Annotated in this window: 8 protein-coding genes; 3 read left to right on the forward strand and 5 right to left on the reverse strand. The window is 56.8% G+C overall.

Annotated features, from left to right (window positions below; genetic code table 11):
- Positions 1–107: 107 nt before the first annotated feature.
- The 3 genes from Poly24_RS05470 to Poly24_RS05480 are packed head-to-tail and all read right to left on the reverse strand — an operon-like array spanning position 108 to position 7,714.
- Positions 108–3,332, reverse strand: a complete 3,225-nt coding sequence (locus Poly24_RS05470) for an aminotransferase class III-fold pyridoxal phosphate-dependent enzyme (RefSeq protein ID WP_145091604.1) — start codon at positions 3,330–3,332, stop codon at positions 108–110.
- Between the two features lie 25 nt (positions 3,333–3,357).
- Complete coding sequence (locus Poly24_RS05475; RefSeq protein ID WP_145091607.1) at positions 3,358–6,324, reverse strand: type I polyketide synthase; 2,967 nt, start codon at positions 6,322–6,324, stop codon at positions 3,358–3,360.
- Positions 6,325–6,367: 43 nt separating this feature from the next.
- Positions 6,368–7,714, reverse strand: a complete 1,347-nt coding sequence (locus Poly24_RS05480) for a midas domain-containing protein (protein WP_145091610.1) — start codon at positions 7,712–7,714, stop codon at positions 6,368–6,370.
- A gap of 521 nt (positions 7,715–8,235) precedes the next feature.
- Here Poly24_RS05480 and Poly24_RS05485 point away from each other — a divergent pair.
- Entirely contained in the window at positions 8,236–9,798 is a 1,563-nt protein-coding gene (locus tag Poly24_RS05485; protein ID WP_145091613.1) for a sigma-70 family RNA polymerase sigma factor, read from the forward strand.
- A 268-nt stretch (positions 9,799–10,066) separates the two neighbouring features.
- On the forward strand, positions 10,067–10,744 hold the full coding sequence (locus tag Poly24_RS05490) for a 3-keto-disaccharide hydrolase (RefSeq protein WP_145091616.1): 678 nt from the start codon (positions 10,067–10,069) through the stop codon (positions 10,742–10,744).
- A gap of 167 nt (positions 10,745–10,911) precedes the next feature.
- Here Poly24_RS05490 and Poly24_RS05495 read toward each other — a convergent pair whose 3' ends face one another.
- Positions 10,912–13,284 carry a polysaccharide biosynthesis tyrosine autokinase gene (locus tag Poly24_RS05495; RefSeq protein WP_145091621.1) on the reverse strand — a complete coding sequence of 791 codons (2,373 nt, stop codon included), beginning with the start codon at positions 13,282–13,284 and terminating at the stop codon, positions 10,912–10,914.
- 361 nt (positions 13,285–13,645) lie between these two features.
- Complete coding sequence (locus Poly24_RS05500; protein WP_231753612.1) at positions 13,646–15,454, reverse strand: O-antigen ligase family protein; 1,809 nt, start codon at positions 15,452–15,454, stop codon at positions 13,646–13,648.
- Between the two features lie 106 nt (positions 15,455–15,560).
- Between Poly24_RS05500 and Poly24_RS05505 the strand changes: the two genes are divergently transcribed.
- Positions 15,561–16,037, forward strand: coding sequence for a hypothetical protein (locus Poly24_RS05505; RefSeq protein WP_197452623.1), 477 nt, complete (start codon positions 15,561–15,563; stop codon positions 16,035–16,037).
- Positions 16,038–16,227 lie beyond the last annotated feature (190 nt).

Here is a 16,227-nt window from a genome sequence, read left to right on the forward strand (position 1 = left end):
TCCTGAAGGCAACAAAAATTAGACGATCTTGGAATCAAGGCGCAGCGCACCACCGATTTTAACCCTGCCCGGGCCGCAGGGTTCCGCAAATCTAAGCTGGTATTTCGCTATTGCTGGCCGATGGCTGCATATTCGGGAGCGGGTGCGCTTCGCGGCGGTTGCAGCATCGCGAGTCCTTCGTCGATCGATTGCTCGATTTTCACGGCCAATTGCCGCACGAACGGATCGACCATCAGGCCGGCCGGATAGGCTTCCATGCGATGGTATTCCGCTCCTTCGACAGCTTCCAATTCCGTCCCAAGATGGCATTTGTAGTCGCGGCGGGGCCGGAAATGGACGATCCGCCCCGGGTAGGGCTTGGGAACATACGCCTCGCAAATCGCGTCGTGCTGTCGCCACAGATCGGCCATGTTGACGGTCGCCCCGATCCGCCGCGGTTTCTTTTTCGAGAACATTCGAGCGATCGAACCCCGCCAAACCTTGGTGCGGACGCCCAGCGAATGGAGCTTGGACGACAGGAACAGCCGTTTTTCCTGCGAATTCAGCAGCAGGAAGTTCCGCAAATGGAACTCAACGCGTTGGCGGCCGTAGCTGAGTTTCGTCGCCGTGGTCGGATTGGTCGATGGAGCGGTCATCCAGTTGTAGGTCTCGATCATTGCGAGCATCGCGACCTGTTCGCCAGCGGCGGTCAATTGTTGGGCGATTTCAAGCGCAACAGTGCCGCCAGAACAATAGCCGGCCAATAGATAGGGCCCGTGCGGTTGGACTTCGCGAATTTCCCGCACCAATCCGGCGGCAAACTCTTCCAACGTATCGGCGATCGGCAGCCCCAAGACGCCGGGCGAATTGAGTCCATACAGCGGCTGGTCTTCTCCCAAATGATCGGCCAACGCGTGGTAGATCATCGTCAATCCATCGGCGGCGGGAGTGCAGAACAGCGGGGTGCGATCCCCTTCGGGCTGGATCTCGACGAGCGTCGAGATCCAAGAATCACTGGCGGGCGAGCTGACCGCTGGTAAAGCGACGCTGCTAGCCTGCGTCGCTATCGACTTTTTTTTTTCGTCGGACTCGCAAACGTCCGACGCGGCAACGGGATCGGGGAAGAAACCGCCGCGGCGGATCTCCAAGCAGCTCTCCTGAACCGCATTGATCACGTGCGCGATGTCTTCATCGGAATGTTCGGTCGAGAGGAAACAATTGTCTCCCCAACCGCGAGTGAAGACGCCGCGATCCAACATGTGGAAATACAACATGTCGGCGTATTCCAGATCGGGCGGGAACATGAATCGGAACTGAGAAGCGAATTGAGCGACGCGGATCGGGAACTGTTCTCGCTCAAAAAATGCGTTTAGCGTTTGCACCAGACGCGTCGTCTTGTCGGTCAGTTGTCGCTGCAGTGCGGGCCCTTCCTCTTTTAGCTTCATCAGCACCTGATGCGCCGCAGCCAAGCCCAGCGGGTGCCGGACAAACGTGCCGGCGAAGAAGGTCATGTCGGCTTCGGGTTCCGAATCGTCTTCGAACTTCCACGTGCCGCCATCCAGGGCATCCATGTATTTTCGCGAACCGGCCAACGCGCCGATCGGCATTCCGCCGCCGAGGATCTTGCCGTAGGTCGACATGTCGGCCCAGACATCGAACCATTCTTGAGCTCCTCCTTGAGCGGCTCGGAATCCGGTGATCACTTCATCCATGATCATCGCCATGTTCTTTTCGCGAGTGATCCGGCGAATCGCTTGCAGGAATTCCTTCGGCTGCAAAAACGGATCGGCACTTTGGACCGGTTCGATCAGGACCGCGGCGATCTCATCGGATCGCTGCTCGATCACCTGCAGGGCTTCGGGCGTTCCGTAATCCAGCACGATCGCGTTGTCGGCAAAAGTTTGAGGGACACCGGGAGCGGCGGGGGAGGAGATTCGGCGATCGCCGATTCGGCTGGATCGACATAAGACTTGGTCGAAGTTGCCGTGGTAGTCCTTATTAAAGTAGACGAACTTCGATTTGCCGGTCACCGTCCGGGCCAATCGCAGCGCCGCCATGACCGCTTCGGAGCCGGTGCAGCAGAACGTGGCGCGTTCTTTTCGCGAGAAGTCGCACAACAATTGAGCGACTTCGCCAGCGATCGCCGACTGCGGGCCAACTTCCACTCCACGATCCAATTGTTCGTGCAACGCTTTGGTGACGAAGTCGGGGGATTGGCCGAACAGGTTCAATCCGAAGCCCATCGCGATGTCGACGTATTGGTTGCCGTCGATGTCCCACAGCTTGGAACCCTTGGAGCGTTCGACAGCGATCTGATAGACCATCGACTTCCAAATCCGGCGGTATCCCGCCACGCCGCGTGGATCGGCAAAGTGGTCGCGGTGCGTTTGAGCGTGCTGACGCGATTTGGCGGTCCGCCGCGTGAAGCGGTCCATGAATTGATTCAGGTGCTGTTGCTGTTGGTCGGTCAAACCGTTGTTGGTCCCTTTGCGAACCGGTTTGTAGGGACCAAAGCGTTCGAATTTGTTGACAGGCTTGGGAGCCGGGGCGATCGCCGCGGAAGCGTCGCCAACGCAAGATTGCCCGTTGTTAGACGCGCAGCTTTGGCTGGCACCGGCGTCGACGGCGACTGACGATGGAGCAGGGATTGCCAGTGCGGCGGCGATCGGTTGTGCAACAGGTTGTGACGCTGGCATCGCTGCTGCCGCCGGCATCACGGGGCTGGCTGGCATCGGTTGACCGGTCAGCATCGCCAAATGCGAAGCCATCAATGCGTTGTGTTGTAGGATGATCTGTTCGACTCCGCTGACGCTGGCCACGGGGCCGCTGTAGGTGACCGTTGCGGCAGGGGCTGCGATCGGCGTGATCGTTGCGGCTGGCAACGGTTGCGGGGGCGCTGGGATCATCGCCGTGGCAGGTTGCGGCGGCGCTACCGCGGCAACCACAGGAGCCGTCGGCGCGGCTGGTTGTACTTCGACCACCGGGGCTGCCGGTGTCGCCACAGGTTCCGGTTGTGGCGTTGGTTCCACGACTGGTTCTGCGACGGCAGGGGCGGTGACGGGTGCCGGCGTTTCGGGAGCGGGAACTGCTGCGGGGGCAGGCATTTGATCGACCAAGTGGGCGATCAACGCATCGACCGACGTGACCTCTTCGATCAACTGGCGGAACGAGACCTTGACCGAAAACCGCTGCTTGATCTCTTGGCTCAATTGGATCAGGAACAACGAATCGAAGCCGAGTTCCATGAAGGTCGCGTCGCGATCGAGATCTGCGATTTCATAACCGGTCCGCTCGCGCAGCAGTGTCGAAAGCGTGTTTTCAACGTGGGTAAAACCGGGGTCAAGTCGATCCATTGCTATTCTCGAGACAGTTCTTTGATTAGGTGCGTCGTGTTTGGTTTAGCAGCGTCATCTGTTGGTTCATCAACTGCATCTGCTGTTGGATCACCGTTTGGGCGACGCTGGTCGTGTGAGTTGCCAGAGGTTGTTGCGGAACCGCCGTGGCAGCCTGTTGGGCGACCGGCGGTTCGGCAGCCACTTCGACGGCGGCGGGTTGCGGCGCCGGTCGTGGTTGCGGTTCGGGCTCCGGTGTTGCTGGCTTTTCGGTCGACGCAGCAACGTTCTGGTCGCGACGGGTTTGGCAACGCTGCAAGTCGGTTTCGAACGAATACCGTTGGCGTTCAAAGCGATACATAGGCAAGTGTAATCGCGATCTCAATTCACCCGCGTAGACTTTTGTCCAATCGAGCGTGACGCCTTGTTGCCACAACCGTCCAATCGTTGTAACCGTAAACCTTGTGTCGGTTGCCGTCTGGCTGACATGAGGCAGCGACGAAAGCACATGTTGGCGGTTCGTGTCCAACGGTTGCTGCCGCGCCAAGGTGCTCAAGGCTTGGTTGGGGCCAACTTCCAAGAGGACCAAATCGCCCGAATGCTGTGCGATCAATGCGGCCAAGGCGTCGGAGAAGCGAACCGGTTCGCGGATCTGACGCGCCCAATAGACCGGATCGGTCGCGGTGGCGGCATCCATCGGCAGCGCTGTCACCGAAGAAACGATCGGGATCGTCGGCGGATGCAATTCGATTTTTCGGACTTCCTGTTCGAACGGCTCGATCGCCGCGTCCATCATGCGGGAATGGAATGCGTGGGAGGTTCGCAGCGTGCGACAGGCGATGCCTTCGCCGTGTCGGCCCGCTTCGATCTCGGCGGCGAAAGCCGTGACGGCTTCGCTTGGGCCGGAGACGACACAGAACGCGGGGCCGTTGCTCGCTGCAATCTCGAGCGCTTCTGGCAGCAACGGCTGCAAACGCTCCTCTGACAATTGGACCGCCAGCATCGAACCCGCTGGCAGCGACTGCATCAACCGGCCGCGAAGGGCTACCAGTCGAGCGGCATCTTCCATCGACATCACGCCGGCCAAGGCGGCGGCCGCGAATTCGCCAACGCTGTGCCCGATCAGCGTCGTCGGCTGGACGCCTAGCGATTGCCACCATTTTCCCAACGCCCAAGAGATCATGAAGAGCGCGGGCTGCGCGATTTCGGTTTGATCCAAGCGATCGCTCGGCGGGGCGTCGGCGGCTGGAAAGACGAGCGTGCGAAGGTCGAGCTCCAGATGCGGCGTCAAGCATTCTGCACAGGCATCCAGATGTTCGGCGAAGACAGGTTCGGTTTCGTAGAGGGCGCGGGCCATGTCGATATGCTGCGATCCCTGGCCGGGGAACAGGAACGCAATCGGTGTCGCGGTGGCGCGATTGTCGACGGTCGGCGCCTGCTTGGGGCTGCGCGAGCGGAGCGTTTCTACAGCTTCGGCTAGGTCGCTGGCGACGACGACACGTTTGTGGCGGAACGTCTTGCGGCCCACTTGCAGCGTGTGGCTGACGTCGGCCAGGTTCAGATCGTTGTTGTCGGCAAGGTGTTGCGCCAAGTCGTCGCTCATTTGATTGAGCGCGGAGAGCGAGCGAGCCGATAGTCGGATCAGATGGCAGGGACGCGACGACGCCAGCGATTCGGAAGCGGGAGCTTCTTCGATTACCAAGTGGGCATTGGTTCCACCGACACCAAAGGAGCTGACGCCAGCGCGTCGCGGTCCGGTGAGAGATTCCCAATCGGTCAGTTCATCGTTGATGATAAATGGACTGTTAGCGAAGTCGATCTTCGGGTTGGGCGATTTGAAATGGAGCATCGGCGGGATCTGGCGATGCCGCAGTGCCAAGCTGGTTTTGATCACGCTGCTGACGCCTGCGGCGACATCCAGGTGCCCGACGTTGGTTTTTAGCGATCCGATCCGACAGAACTGCTTCTTGTCGGTCGTCTCGCGAAACGCTTCGGTCAACGCTGCGACTTCGATCGGATCGCCGACGAGGGTGCCGGTTCCGTGGGCTTCGACGTAGCTGATCGTATCGGCGGTGATCCCCGCGCGGCGATGGGCCAGTTTGATCGCAGTCGATTGTCCGGAGACGCTCGGCGCGGTGTAGCCCATTTTATCGCCGCCATCGTTGTTGACTCCCCAGCCGCGGATCACGGCATAGATGTCGTCGCGATCGGCGATCGCATCGCTCAGCCGTTTCAGCACGACGGCGCCAACTCCGTCGCCAAAGATCGTCCCGCAGGCGTCGGCGTCGAAGGTGCGACACGATCCATCGGGTGAAAGGATCGAGTCTTCGGTGTGCAGATATCCTTGCTGCTGCGGAAACGTGACGGTCACTCCGCCGCTGATCGCCATGTCGCACGAACGGGCCATCAGGTTTTCGCAAGCTTGCGAGATCGCCACCAGCGAAGTCGAACAAGCTGACTGAACGGCGACGCTTGGTCCACGTAAGTTCAGTTGGTAGGCGACTCGCGTGGCGAGATAGTCTTTGTCGTTGGAGATCTCCGCGGTCAAGCTGCCGCCGGGATACGAATCGGCCAGCGACTCGCGGAACTCCGCATCGGCGGCCAGTCGTGTGAAGATGTAAGTGTTCATGTGGCAACCGGCAAAGACACCGACGCGGCCGGGAGCTGCATCGGGGACGTAGCCGGCGTTTTCCATCGCGTGCCAGGCCATCTCCAAGAACAAGCGATGCTGCGGATCCATGTCGACAGCTTGCTTGGGATAGATGCCAAAGAATTGGGCGTCGAAGAAGTCGGCGTCTTTGACGACTGCGGCTCGCGGAACGTAATTCGGATGCGATGGAAGGCTGCTGTTCGGGTTATGCCCCGCCGGGACGTCGGTTACCCCGCTGACACCGGCGGCCAAGTTTTCCCAAAACGCTGGGGCATCTTCTGCACCAGGAAACCGTCCGGCGAGACCAATGATGGCAATACCGTCGACTGCCGGTGCGGAGTGTGGTTCCGAATCATTGTTCATATTTCCGGGTGGATCCTAATTTAGAAAGAGGAGATGCGTCTATTTAAATCGATCGGCTGATCTTGCCAGCGGAACGTTTGGATTTGGAGGCGTGAAAGCTGGCGTACCAGTTGCCGTGTCTGGAGTGTTTGGCGTGAAAGCCGCGGCCACGGGCGTTCCGGTGTCCCTGTCGCTCCTGGCGGGTTTGTTTACCGTCACTCTCGGTCGACATGGCCATCGGCGCTGTCGCTGTGCCGGTCGTGGACGTCGTGTCATCGGTGACCGATGTCTCTTCATCGCTGGACGTTGTAGACTGGGCAACGACGTTGTCTTGATCGTCGCTGGCCGACGTGTCGCTCGTTTCCGATCCTGTGTCCGTGTCGGTTTCTGTAGCGGTTGTCGTCGAAGCTTCCGTGTTGCAGATCAAGACCTCTTCGGAGTTCGTTGTGTCTGAATCGGCTTCGGCGACCAAAACTTCGCTGTCGTCGATAACGTTTTCGTCGGTTGCGACTTCTTCGCTGGTGCTGTCGTCAGTGGCGACCGCGTCTTCGGTCGCGCCGGTGGAATCGGTTTCCGAGACCAGGACTTCACCGTCGTCGACGGTGGTTTCGTCGGTTGCGACTTCTTCGCTGGTGCTGTCATCGGTGGCGACCGCGTCTTCGGTCGCGCCGGTGGAATCGGTTTCCGAGACCAAGACTTCACTGTCGTCGGCGGTGGTTTCGTCGGTTGCGACTTCTTCGCTGGTGCTGTCATCCGTGGCGACCGCATCTTTGGTCGCGCCGGTGGAATCGGTTTCCGAAACCAGGACTTCACTGTCGTCGGCGGTGTTTTCGTCGGTTGCGACTTCTTCGCTGGTGCTGTCGTCGTCGGTGGCAACCGCGTCTTCGGTCGCGCCGGTGGAATCGGTTTCCGAAACCAGGACTTCACTGTCGTCGGCGGTGGTTTCGTCGGTTGCGACTTCTTCGCTGGTGCTGTCGTCGTCGGTGGCAACCGCGTCTTCGGTCGCGCCGGTGGAATCGGTTTCCGAAACCAGGACTTCACTGTCGTCGGCGGTGGTTTCGTCGGTTGTGACTTCTTCGCTGGTGCTGTCGTCGTCGGTGGCAACCGCGTCTTCGGTCGTCTCGGTGGAATCGGTTTCCGAGACCGGGGCTTCGCTGTCGTCCGAATTCGAAGCTTGCGCTTCACCTTCGCTTGACATCTCGTGGGTGCTACGTGAGCAGACGACGGCGGATGTGGAGGCTTGCGTCTCGGTGGACTCTTCCGACGTTTGATCGCTGTTTGTGTCGGCTGTTTCCTGAACGGAGGCGGAGCCCTGAGCGGAGGCGAAAGCCGATGCGCTCAAAAGGGTGCGAGGTTCAAGTGTTTCACTGGCGTTGCGTCGGAGTCGGTTGGTGCGTTTGGGAAAATTCATCGTTGGGGTCTTTGTAGATGCTTTGGGGGCGGTAACCTCGCCTCCATGCAACCAGGATCATTAACGCGTCATGCGTTGTCGTCATCTTGGTTACCTTGCGTTGGTAATCCTGGAAATACTAGGACGATCGCCACGGTTTTTCCAAAAAAACGGATCGTATTGGCTGAGTCCGGTGGGGATCGTTGTCCCCACATTCTTCTGCAGAGGGGTGCAGGAGAGGGGGGGCGTGTCGCGGAGGGCGAATGCCGTAAGGGAGCACTGGGGAGATGCTCGGTCTCCGCCCGGCGGGCGTGTTGCGTTGCCGCACCGCAGTGGCGCGGATGTGGAGAATTTGCAACGCGGTTTGATGCGTCGCTGCATCAGCCGAGTTCCTGTTGAATGATCGCTTTTGTCTCTAAGTGCAACTACTGTAAAGGGTTACGCTGTTTTTGTGAGGCTTTTTCGGCAGTCTGGCATCCATCGTGCTTTTATCCCCCTCCGTCCCACACACGATCCAATGCACCGGGAGAGAGGAAAACACCATGGCAAAGAAAAGCACACGCAACCGCAACGATAACTTGGAATTCTTGGACGAGACCGAAGAATTCACAAGTCGCGTCGCATCGGACGACTTGAGTGAAGAGAATGAAGATCGCGACGAAAGCGGCGATCTGGTTCAGGAAGCGGATACCGATACGATCGACGATCCCGTGCGTATGTATCTGATGCAGATGGGGCAGATCCCGTTGTTGACACGCGAAGAAGAGGTTGAATCGGCGATCAACATCGAATCGACCCGTGAAAAGTATCGCCATTGGATGTTGGCCACCGATTTCATCCTGCAAGGCGCCTGCAAGCTGTTGGAACAAGTGCGCGACGGTCAGTTGCGTCTTGACCGGACGATCGAAGTCAGCGTCACCAATGCGGTTGGAAAGCGAAACATCCTGCGTCGGATTGGTCCTAACGTAAAAACAATCCGCCACCTGTTGTCGCTCAATCGTGCCGACTTCTACACCGCGATCAGCCTTCGCAACAGTGAAGAAGTGCGTCGGGCCGCTTGGAAAAAGTTGGTTCAACGCCGCAACAAGATCGTTCGGCTGGTTGAAGAAATGGACCTTCGCACCAATCGCCTGCAACCGCTGTTCGACAAATTGGCGGACATCAATGCTCGGATGCAAGAAATTCAAGCTCAATTGTTACAACCCTCGGTCGAAGACATGCCGGGCGTTCGTTCGCACGCCGAACTTCGCAAAGAGTTGCATTATTTGATGCGGATGACTTTCGAAAGTTCGGCAACGCTGAAGCGTCGCGTCGATCGAACCGAAATGCATCGTGAAACCTATGATGCAGCGAAGCGAGTGTTGTCGGCTGGCAACCTGCGTTTGGTCGTTTCGATCGCCAAGAAGTATCGCAATCGTGGACTCAGCTTCTTGGATCTGATTCAAGAAGGGAACACGGGCTTGATGCGAGCGGTCGACAAATTCGAACACGCTCGCGGATACAAGTTCAGCACGTACGCGACATGGTGGATTCGGCAGGCGATCACGCGAGCGATCGCCGATCAGAGTCGCACGATTCGCGTGCCAGTTCACATGATCGACACGATGAACAAAGTCCGTCAGATCACTCGCGATTTGGTACAAGAATTCGGTCGTGAACCGATGGCCGAAGAGATCGCCGATCGCGCAGGGTTGTCGTTGGATGATGCACGCGTGATCTTGAAGATGAGTCGTCAACCGCTTTCGTTGGACCAACCATTGGGCGATCACGAGGACAGCGCGTTTGGTGAGTTCTTGGAAGACTATCGCGACGACGATCCTTTGCACGAGACGAATCGCGACGCGTTGAAGGAACAGATCGAACAGGCAATGGAGACGTTGAACTATCGCGAACGCGAGATCTTGCGTCTGCGTTATGGCTTGGCCGACGGTTACACCTATACATTGGAAGAGGTCGGTAAGATCTTCCAAGTCACTCGCGAACGCGTTCGTCAGATCGAAAGCAAAGCGGTTCGCAAGCTACAACAGCCCTATCGCTCCAGTTCGCTGATCAGCTTTGTCGATGGCATCGATCCGATCTTGGTCGAACAATCGGCTTCGAAGTAGAACACGCAACGGAATCGCTTAAGAGGGGGCATTTCAAATGCCCTCTCACCAATTCTCCTTTCCCGGAACGTGGCCACGTCTGCTTGTGGGACAACATTGCAGGCGTGGCCGCTTTCTTTTGTTCCAGCCTTGGATTGCCAGGGCGTATCCATCACAATGGTCATCTCGTCGTTCCCGTTGCGGTTGTTGAGTTTCGACTCGGCCGCTTCCTCAACTCACGCGGCGCACCGACTCCCCCTATTTCCCTTTTACACAAGAGTGATTTCACATGCGAAAACTGTTCACATCTGCCTTCCTGATGATGTTGGCCACCTGCAGCGTCGCCCCCACGATTGCCATTGCGGACGACGGCTGGGTGTCGTTGTTCGACGGCAAATCGTTGACCGGCTGGACCCAGAAAAATGGCACCGCCACCTACGCGGTTGAAGACGGGACGATTGTCGGCCGAACCGCCGTAGGAAGCCCCAATTCGTTTTTATGCAGCGACAAAGACTACGGAAACTTTGAACTCGAATTCGAAGTCAAGGTCGACAAGGGCTTGAACTCCGGAGTCCAAATTCGTTCCCAAACCAAGGAACAAGATGACAAGAAAAAGGGTTTCGGCCGTGTCAACGGACCGCAAGTCGAAATCGAAAGCGGACCGGCTGAAGCGGGCTATGTCTACGGTGAAGCCACCGGTCGCGGTTGGTTAACTCCAGCGGAACGACTCAAGCCCCACGACCACTTCGACAATGACGGTTGGAATAAATTCCGGATCGTCGCCAACGGACCTCGGATCCAAACTTGGATCAACGGCGAGATGATTGAAGACTTGACCGACGAACCGATCTTTGAAACGCACCCTAGCGGTTTCATTGGCTTGCAAGTTCACGGGATCGGCAAAGACAAAGGTCCCTACCAAGTTGCCTGGCGCAACATCCGCGTCAAAGAACTCGCGGGCAAGTGATCCGTTTTACTTAGCTGTCGCGACGAGCTGCTAGGCTCGTCAGCGGTCTCCGTTCTCGACTCGACCTTCTAGCATTGGAAGGTCGAGAGCTGAGAGGTTCTTGATCGGAGCCAATTGGATGGCCGTTGCAATTTAATGCCGTTGCAGGGCCTCGTTGCTACCTGTGATTAAACGCTGGCCGATGAGACGGGGCGCGGTTGCGGCTTCGAGGAATACGACTTGGTGTACTGGGTTGCATAGCCATATTCATAAGGCTTGACGTATTCGCCGTAGCCAAAGTTCTTATCGCCTCGCTCGGCTCCATTGACAATGATTCCCGCCACTTTGATTTTGTTCGAAGTGAGCAATTCACGGGATCGCTCTACCGGTCGGCGGCCATTCTTTTGCACACGGACCACCATCAGAACCGTATCGGCCTGAGCGGCGATGATCAATGGATCGGCGACCGCCAACAAGGGTGGAGAGTCGATAAACACAAAGTCGTAATCTTGTCTCGCTTCGGCAATCAGCGTTTCCAACGCGAAGGACTCCAGTAGCTCTGCAGGTTCACTGGCATGATGCCCATGGCAGATGAAATCAAGTCCTGGGATTTCAGATGATACGGTCACCTCTTCCAGCGAAGCGTCGCCCATCAAGTATTCGGCAAGTCCCTTCGGATGCTGAATTCCTAACAGTTTGTAAAGTGTGGGGCGTCGAAGGTCCGCGTCGATCAGTAGGACACGTTTGCCTGCTTTGGCGATCGCTGCGGCAACGTTAACCGTCATCGTGGATTTTCCATCACCGGGCATGGGGCTGGTGACTTGGATCACGTTTTCATCGGTTTGGCCGGTGTGTACAAACAAGCTTGTTCTGGCCATCGTCAACACTTCCGACTCGACGCTGTGCGGTGCGAAGACGGTGCGGCATAGAGGGCTAAGCGACGACTGCTTCGCAGCCTTCTTTTCCTTTCGCGTAACTTGAAAACGTGGAACATGGGCAATCACGTTTGCATTGAGCGAACGCTCCAAGTCGCTTGGGTCGCGGAATGTTTGATCCGCGTATTCGGCCCAGAAAGCAAGCAGGCCGCCAACCAACAAACCGGCGAGAGCGCCGTTCATCAGGATCTTCGATAGCTTAGGCCAAATTTGCCCACCGACGCCCGGTGGCGAGAGGAGATCGATCGTAAATCCGGCATAGTCGGAGGTTAATTCCAGTTCCTGAAGGCGTCCCATGATCACATCGTAGCGTTGCTGAGCGCGTGTCATTTTGGCTTTCAACGCCGTCCCCTCCAGGAACTCCGATTCCGCGGCTTTTGCTGCGACACGAACCGTCGCGGCTTCTTCCATCAAATGTTGTTGTCTTTTGCTCAGGTCTTTAATGTCGTTATTCAGCAGAGTGGAGAACGCAGTTAGAATTTGTGACGGAGTCATGCCCGAGGAAACAATTTCTTCCAGCCCTGTCGGTGCTTTCTCGTTGATATAATTTCGAACCGAAGTGAGCTCGTCGCGTACCCGTTGAACCAGTGGATGTTCATCTCCATAGTCGGCTGTTAAGGCTTGTTCGCGAAGCATTAAGCCCAGCACTTTGGTGTGTTCCAAATTGATGGCTGCCGCGCGAAGCGGATCTTCGCGCGATGCGCCGGTAGACCCTACATCGCCATTGGCGATATCCATGAAGAATTTTAGACGATCAGCGTCGCGGGCGTTCAGGAGTGCCAGACGTTCAATGTCCATCTGCTCTTGGTCGCTTCCAGAGGCTTCGATCTCGGCGATGCTTTCAAGCTTCGATTTTGCGTAGACCAATTGCGAACGAACTTCTGCGATTTCTTGTTCGAGCGTCTGCAAGCGGTCATGGGAGACGCTGTGCAGTTGTTCGCCATCGAGCATGCCGACCGACGTTGCCAGGAAGGCGGTGTACGCTTGTGTGGCGTCCTGGAGTTCCTGTTCGTTTGTCGCTTGAGCTTGGATGATCAATGCTGCCGCTTCTTCGCCGACATTTTGCGTACGCGATTCGATGTGGTGACAGTAACGCTCGTAAACCACTTCCAAAACATACTCGGCATCTTCGGGATCGGAACTTTGGTACGTCACCTGAAGAACACTTGCGCCTTGGGAACCACCCGCCCCACCGCGTTGGATGTTCAGGTTTCCACTCAGCAGGCCCAGTGCCGAGTTTCCTTCGCGACGGGCAGCGACAAACGAATCGAGATCGGAAAGATTTCCGACTTCGATTGCATCGTTCAAGATCATCGGACTTTTGAGTAGTGCGATGTGAGTTGCGAGCAAGTCCGCTCGGACCACACTGGCATCAAAACTGCGTCCGTTGGGGGAATTGCTTGTCATCAATTCCGATGCGCGTTGAGACACCAGAATGTCCATGCTCGACTGATAAACCACTTTCGTGTTTTTGTGGTACGCGTAGGCGATGCCGAGCCCCACCACCAAACCAAACAGCAGCAGCGGCCAACGGCGACGCAAAATACGCGTAACGTCGCTGGGGGGCGAGTCAAGCATCCCATCGGCTGGGAATGCGATCTCTTTCGTGGAGTGATTGGTCTGCATGGCGATGGTTTTTTGGAGTTGCGAGTTGGAGGCGAAGTGAAGTTCGACATCGGCAAGCTGACATTGGGGATTGCGCGTACCTGTTCAATATCCCAACGCGAACGGAAATGCGCTGTGGCGAAATGTTTCTCGCAACACTGACAGGTAGCCCGATCATATAAATTCTCCTCTATCCCCACCCTCCCCTGCGTGGCGGGTGCGGTGCGTTGGATTGGCTACGTTGTCTTGTCTGCCCGCAGGGATAGTATTAACAGCTTGTTGTGCGTACGCAAGTAGTAAAATTGGCGGTGTCGTTGATTTGTCGTATTGTTAAATCGATTGCATCGCAAAGGAAAACCTAGACGCCTTTCCGAGGATGGAATTAACGCGGTTCGCGGTTTCTGCGCAGGCGTTCGATCGTGTGAAACAGGGAGTCAACCTGATGCTGTCTGGCTCCCAGCGAGCCAGCGACAATTGCTTGGTCGTAGGCAGCAATCTCATTCCCCAGTTTCAAGTGCGCAGCGGAGAGACGAACGCGAAAGGTCGGGTTTGACGTGTCACCTTGAACCGCTTCTCGCCAATACGTGATGGCCTGTTGCCAATCGGACTGCTGTTCTGCGAGCTGGGCGCGCCCTGCCGCACGCTCCGCATCCGATAGACTTTCATCCGATTGAAGTATGTCGATGCAGCGGGCTGTCCAGAGCGACTGGGGTTCGCGCATTGATGGGTCGCGCTGGGCCCGCCCAGCCATCGCCAGCAATAGGGCGATGTTGTCAGGAAATAGTTGGTTTACGATCGTTTCGGGGGGCCAGCGTCGGTGGGCAAGTGCCAGTATCGTGTCCGCACGTTGGCTAGAGACGGTGAGATAGCGGTTCCAAAGCCGGATCGCGGCTTCCGAATCATCCGTTAAGTAGTGCAGTAAGCCAGCAGCGTAGATATGCTCTGGATTGCTGTGTGCCAGTTGCGCTAAGTTGGTTCCCCAGTGCTGCCAAGCGTTGTTCGAAATAGGTGCGAGCATCGCCAGTGCAAGGTGACTTTGCGGTGAAAGAGGGTTGCATTGGACTGCACGCTGCAGAGAGTGATTCACATCGCGCATCAATCGCTGATCGGTAGGCGAAGGGAAGAGGGCTGCCAGGGATTGCGAGTGTTGTTTCGAAGGCATGTTCGCAAACATCGAAAACCAGTGTAGCGTGGTTTGATGTTGCCAAGCTTTATCGAGTTGGTTGGGGGCTTCCTGTTTCGCTGCTTTCAAGCGAAGTTCGGCAAGTTGCCACCAAGCATAGCGTTGCCAAGCGGCGACATTGTCGGGCATCGCATCGGTTAAACGTCGCAGTTTGTCCTGGTTTTTATTGCACTGATCCAATGTTGGAGTGACGGTCTCCATTGGAATTTCAGTTGCCGATAAAATATTGTCCGATTCAACTTCTTTGCGAAGCAAATATTGGCTGAGTTGCAGTGGTGCCACAGCTAGCAGGAGCCATATGAATCCGTTGGCTCCCGTTGTCGGGTACGGTGCGCCACCCACCGCAAGCCTTGAGGAATCTTTTCGTGATTCGGCGGTTGCTGGGCAGCCAAGAACCGCGCCAAATATCAGCCCACATGTCAAAAGATTTGCAGGATAGGTGATCACGAAATCGACACTGCTTTGACAGACAATTGAGGCCAAGACAAAACACCCTGCCGCTCCGATCGCCATTTGCCCCGGATCGGAGCTCTGGGTGAACACGGTCCAGCATCGCCGCGCCAACAACAGGATTCCCAACAGAACGATGGCGACGCCAAGCAATCCGCTTTCGGTCAAAACTTCGAGGTATTGGTTATGGGCGTTGCGGTACCACGAATCGGTATCGCGGTTTTTGAAGGGGAGATGGGCGAAGCCATAGGTGCCGACACCAGAGCCGAGCGGTAGATAGTGAATTGCAGCGGCGGATCCCGCAGCCCAGTGTTCGAAACGGTCGTCGGCAGAAATTCGTTGAGCCGAAAGATCTTCTGAACGTTTTTCCAGCGAATCCTGCTGGGAGAGAAACCATGTTGCTGCAGCCATCCCCGCAATCGAGATCAGCGCAACGCCCACCACGGACCGCCAACCAATGCCGCGCAGACCAACGCTTGAAATCAAAACGGTCGCGATCAGTACAGAAGCCCTGGCTCCGCGAGAAAACGATAATAGAACAGCAAAGCCGATCACCATTACCAACGAAATCGAAACGACGACTGGCAGGTCGGTCCAGTATCCGCGCCGACTGTAGGAATCCCAAACTTGAGTCGAGCGTTCACGTTCAAAGGTCCAGAGTCGTTTGTCTGCCAAAACCCAAATCAACAACCCGATGCTTCAACCATCGGACATCATTCTCGAGGAAGGCGATATTGTGGTTGTGGAAGCTCGGGACACCGAATTTTTCTACACTGGTGGCCTTCTGCATGGCGGTCAGTTTCCGATCCCACGCGATTATGACTTAGATGGTGTGGGTGCCATGGCGATCGCAGGTCAAGGTCTCGGAGCTGCTGGTCAATCACCAGGAGGTGGCGGAATGTTGGGTGGCGGCTTTGCTGGTGCGTCCCCGACTCAGCTATACGTCATACGAACCACTCCGTGCGGCGACCAATTCAATATCGCCGTGGACCTGAACAAGGCACTCAATGACAACTCCGAACGGTTGATGGTCCAGCCTGGTGATACCCTGATTCTGCGGTACAAGCCGTGCGAAGAGTTGGTCAACTTTAGTCTGGTGACCTTCTTCACCTACGGTATTACCGAACTGTTCAGAAATTAAGATTGGCAACGAATCGTAAGATGCGTGGAGAACGTTCGGCGCTGGTTGGATTGTTGGCACTTGCAGCGCCCAGGTGTTTGTAGCCCGCCTCGGTGGCGTTGCTGGGGGGCTTCAGTGGCGTTCTGCAGGTTAGGAATTCGACGCCATCGTTAGTTGCAAATTCATTCAGAGGATGATGGGGGAAACCTGG

Origin of the sequence: Rosistilla carotiformis, assembly GCF_007753095.1 — a bacterium.
GTDB lineage: Bacteria > Planctomycetota > Planctomycetia > Pirellulales > Pirellulaceae > Rosistilla > Rosistilla carotiformis.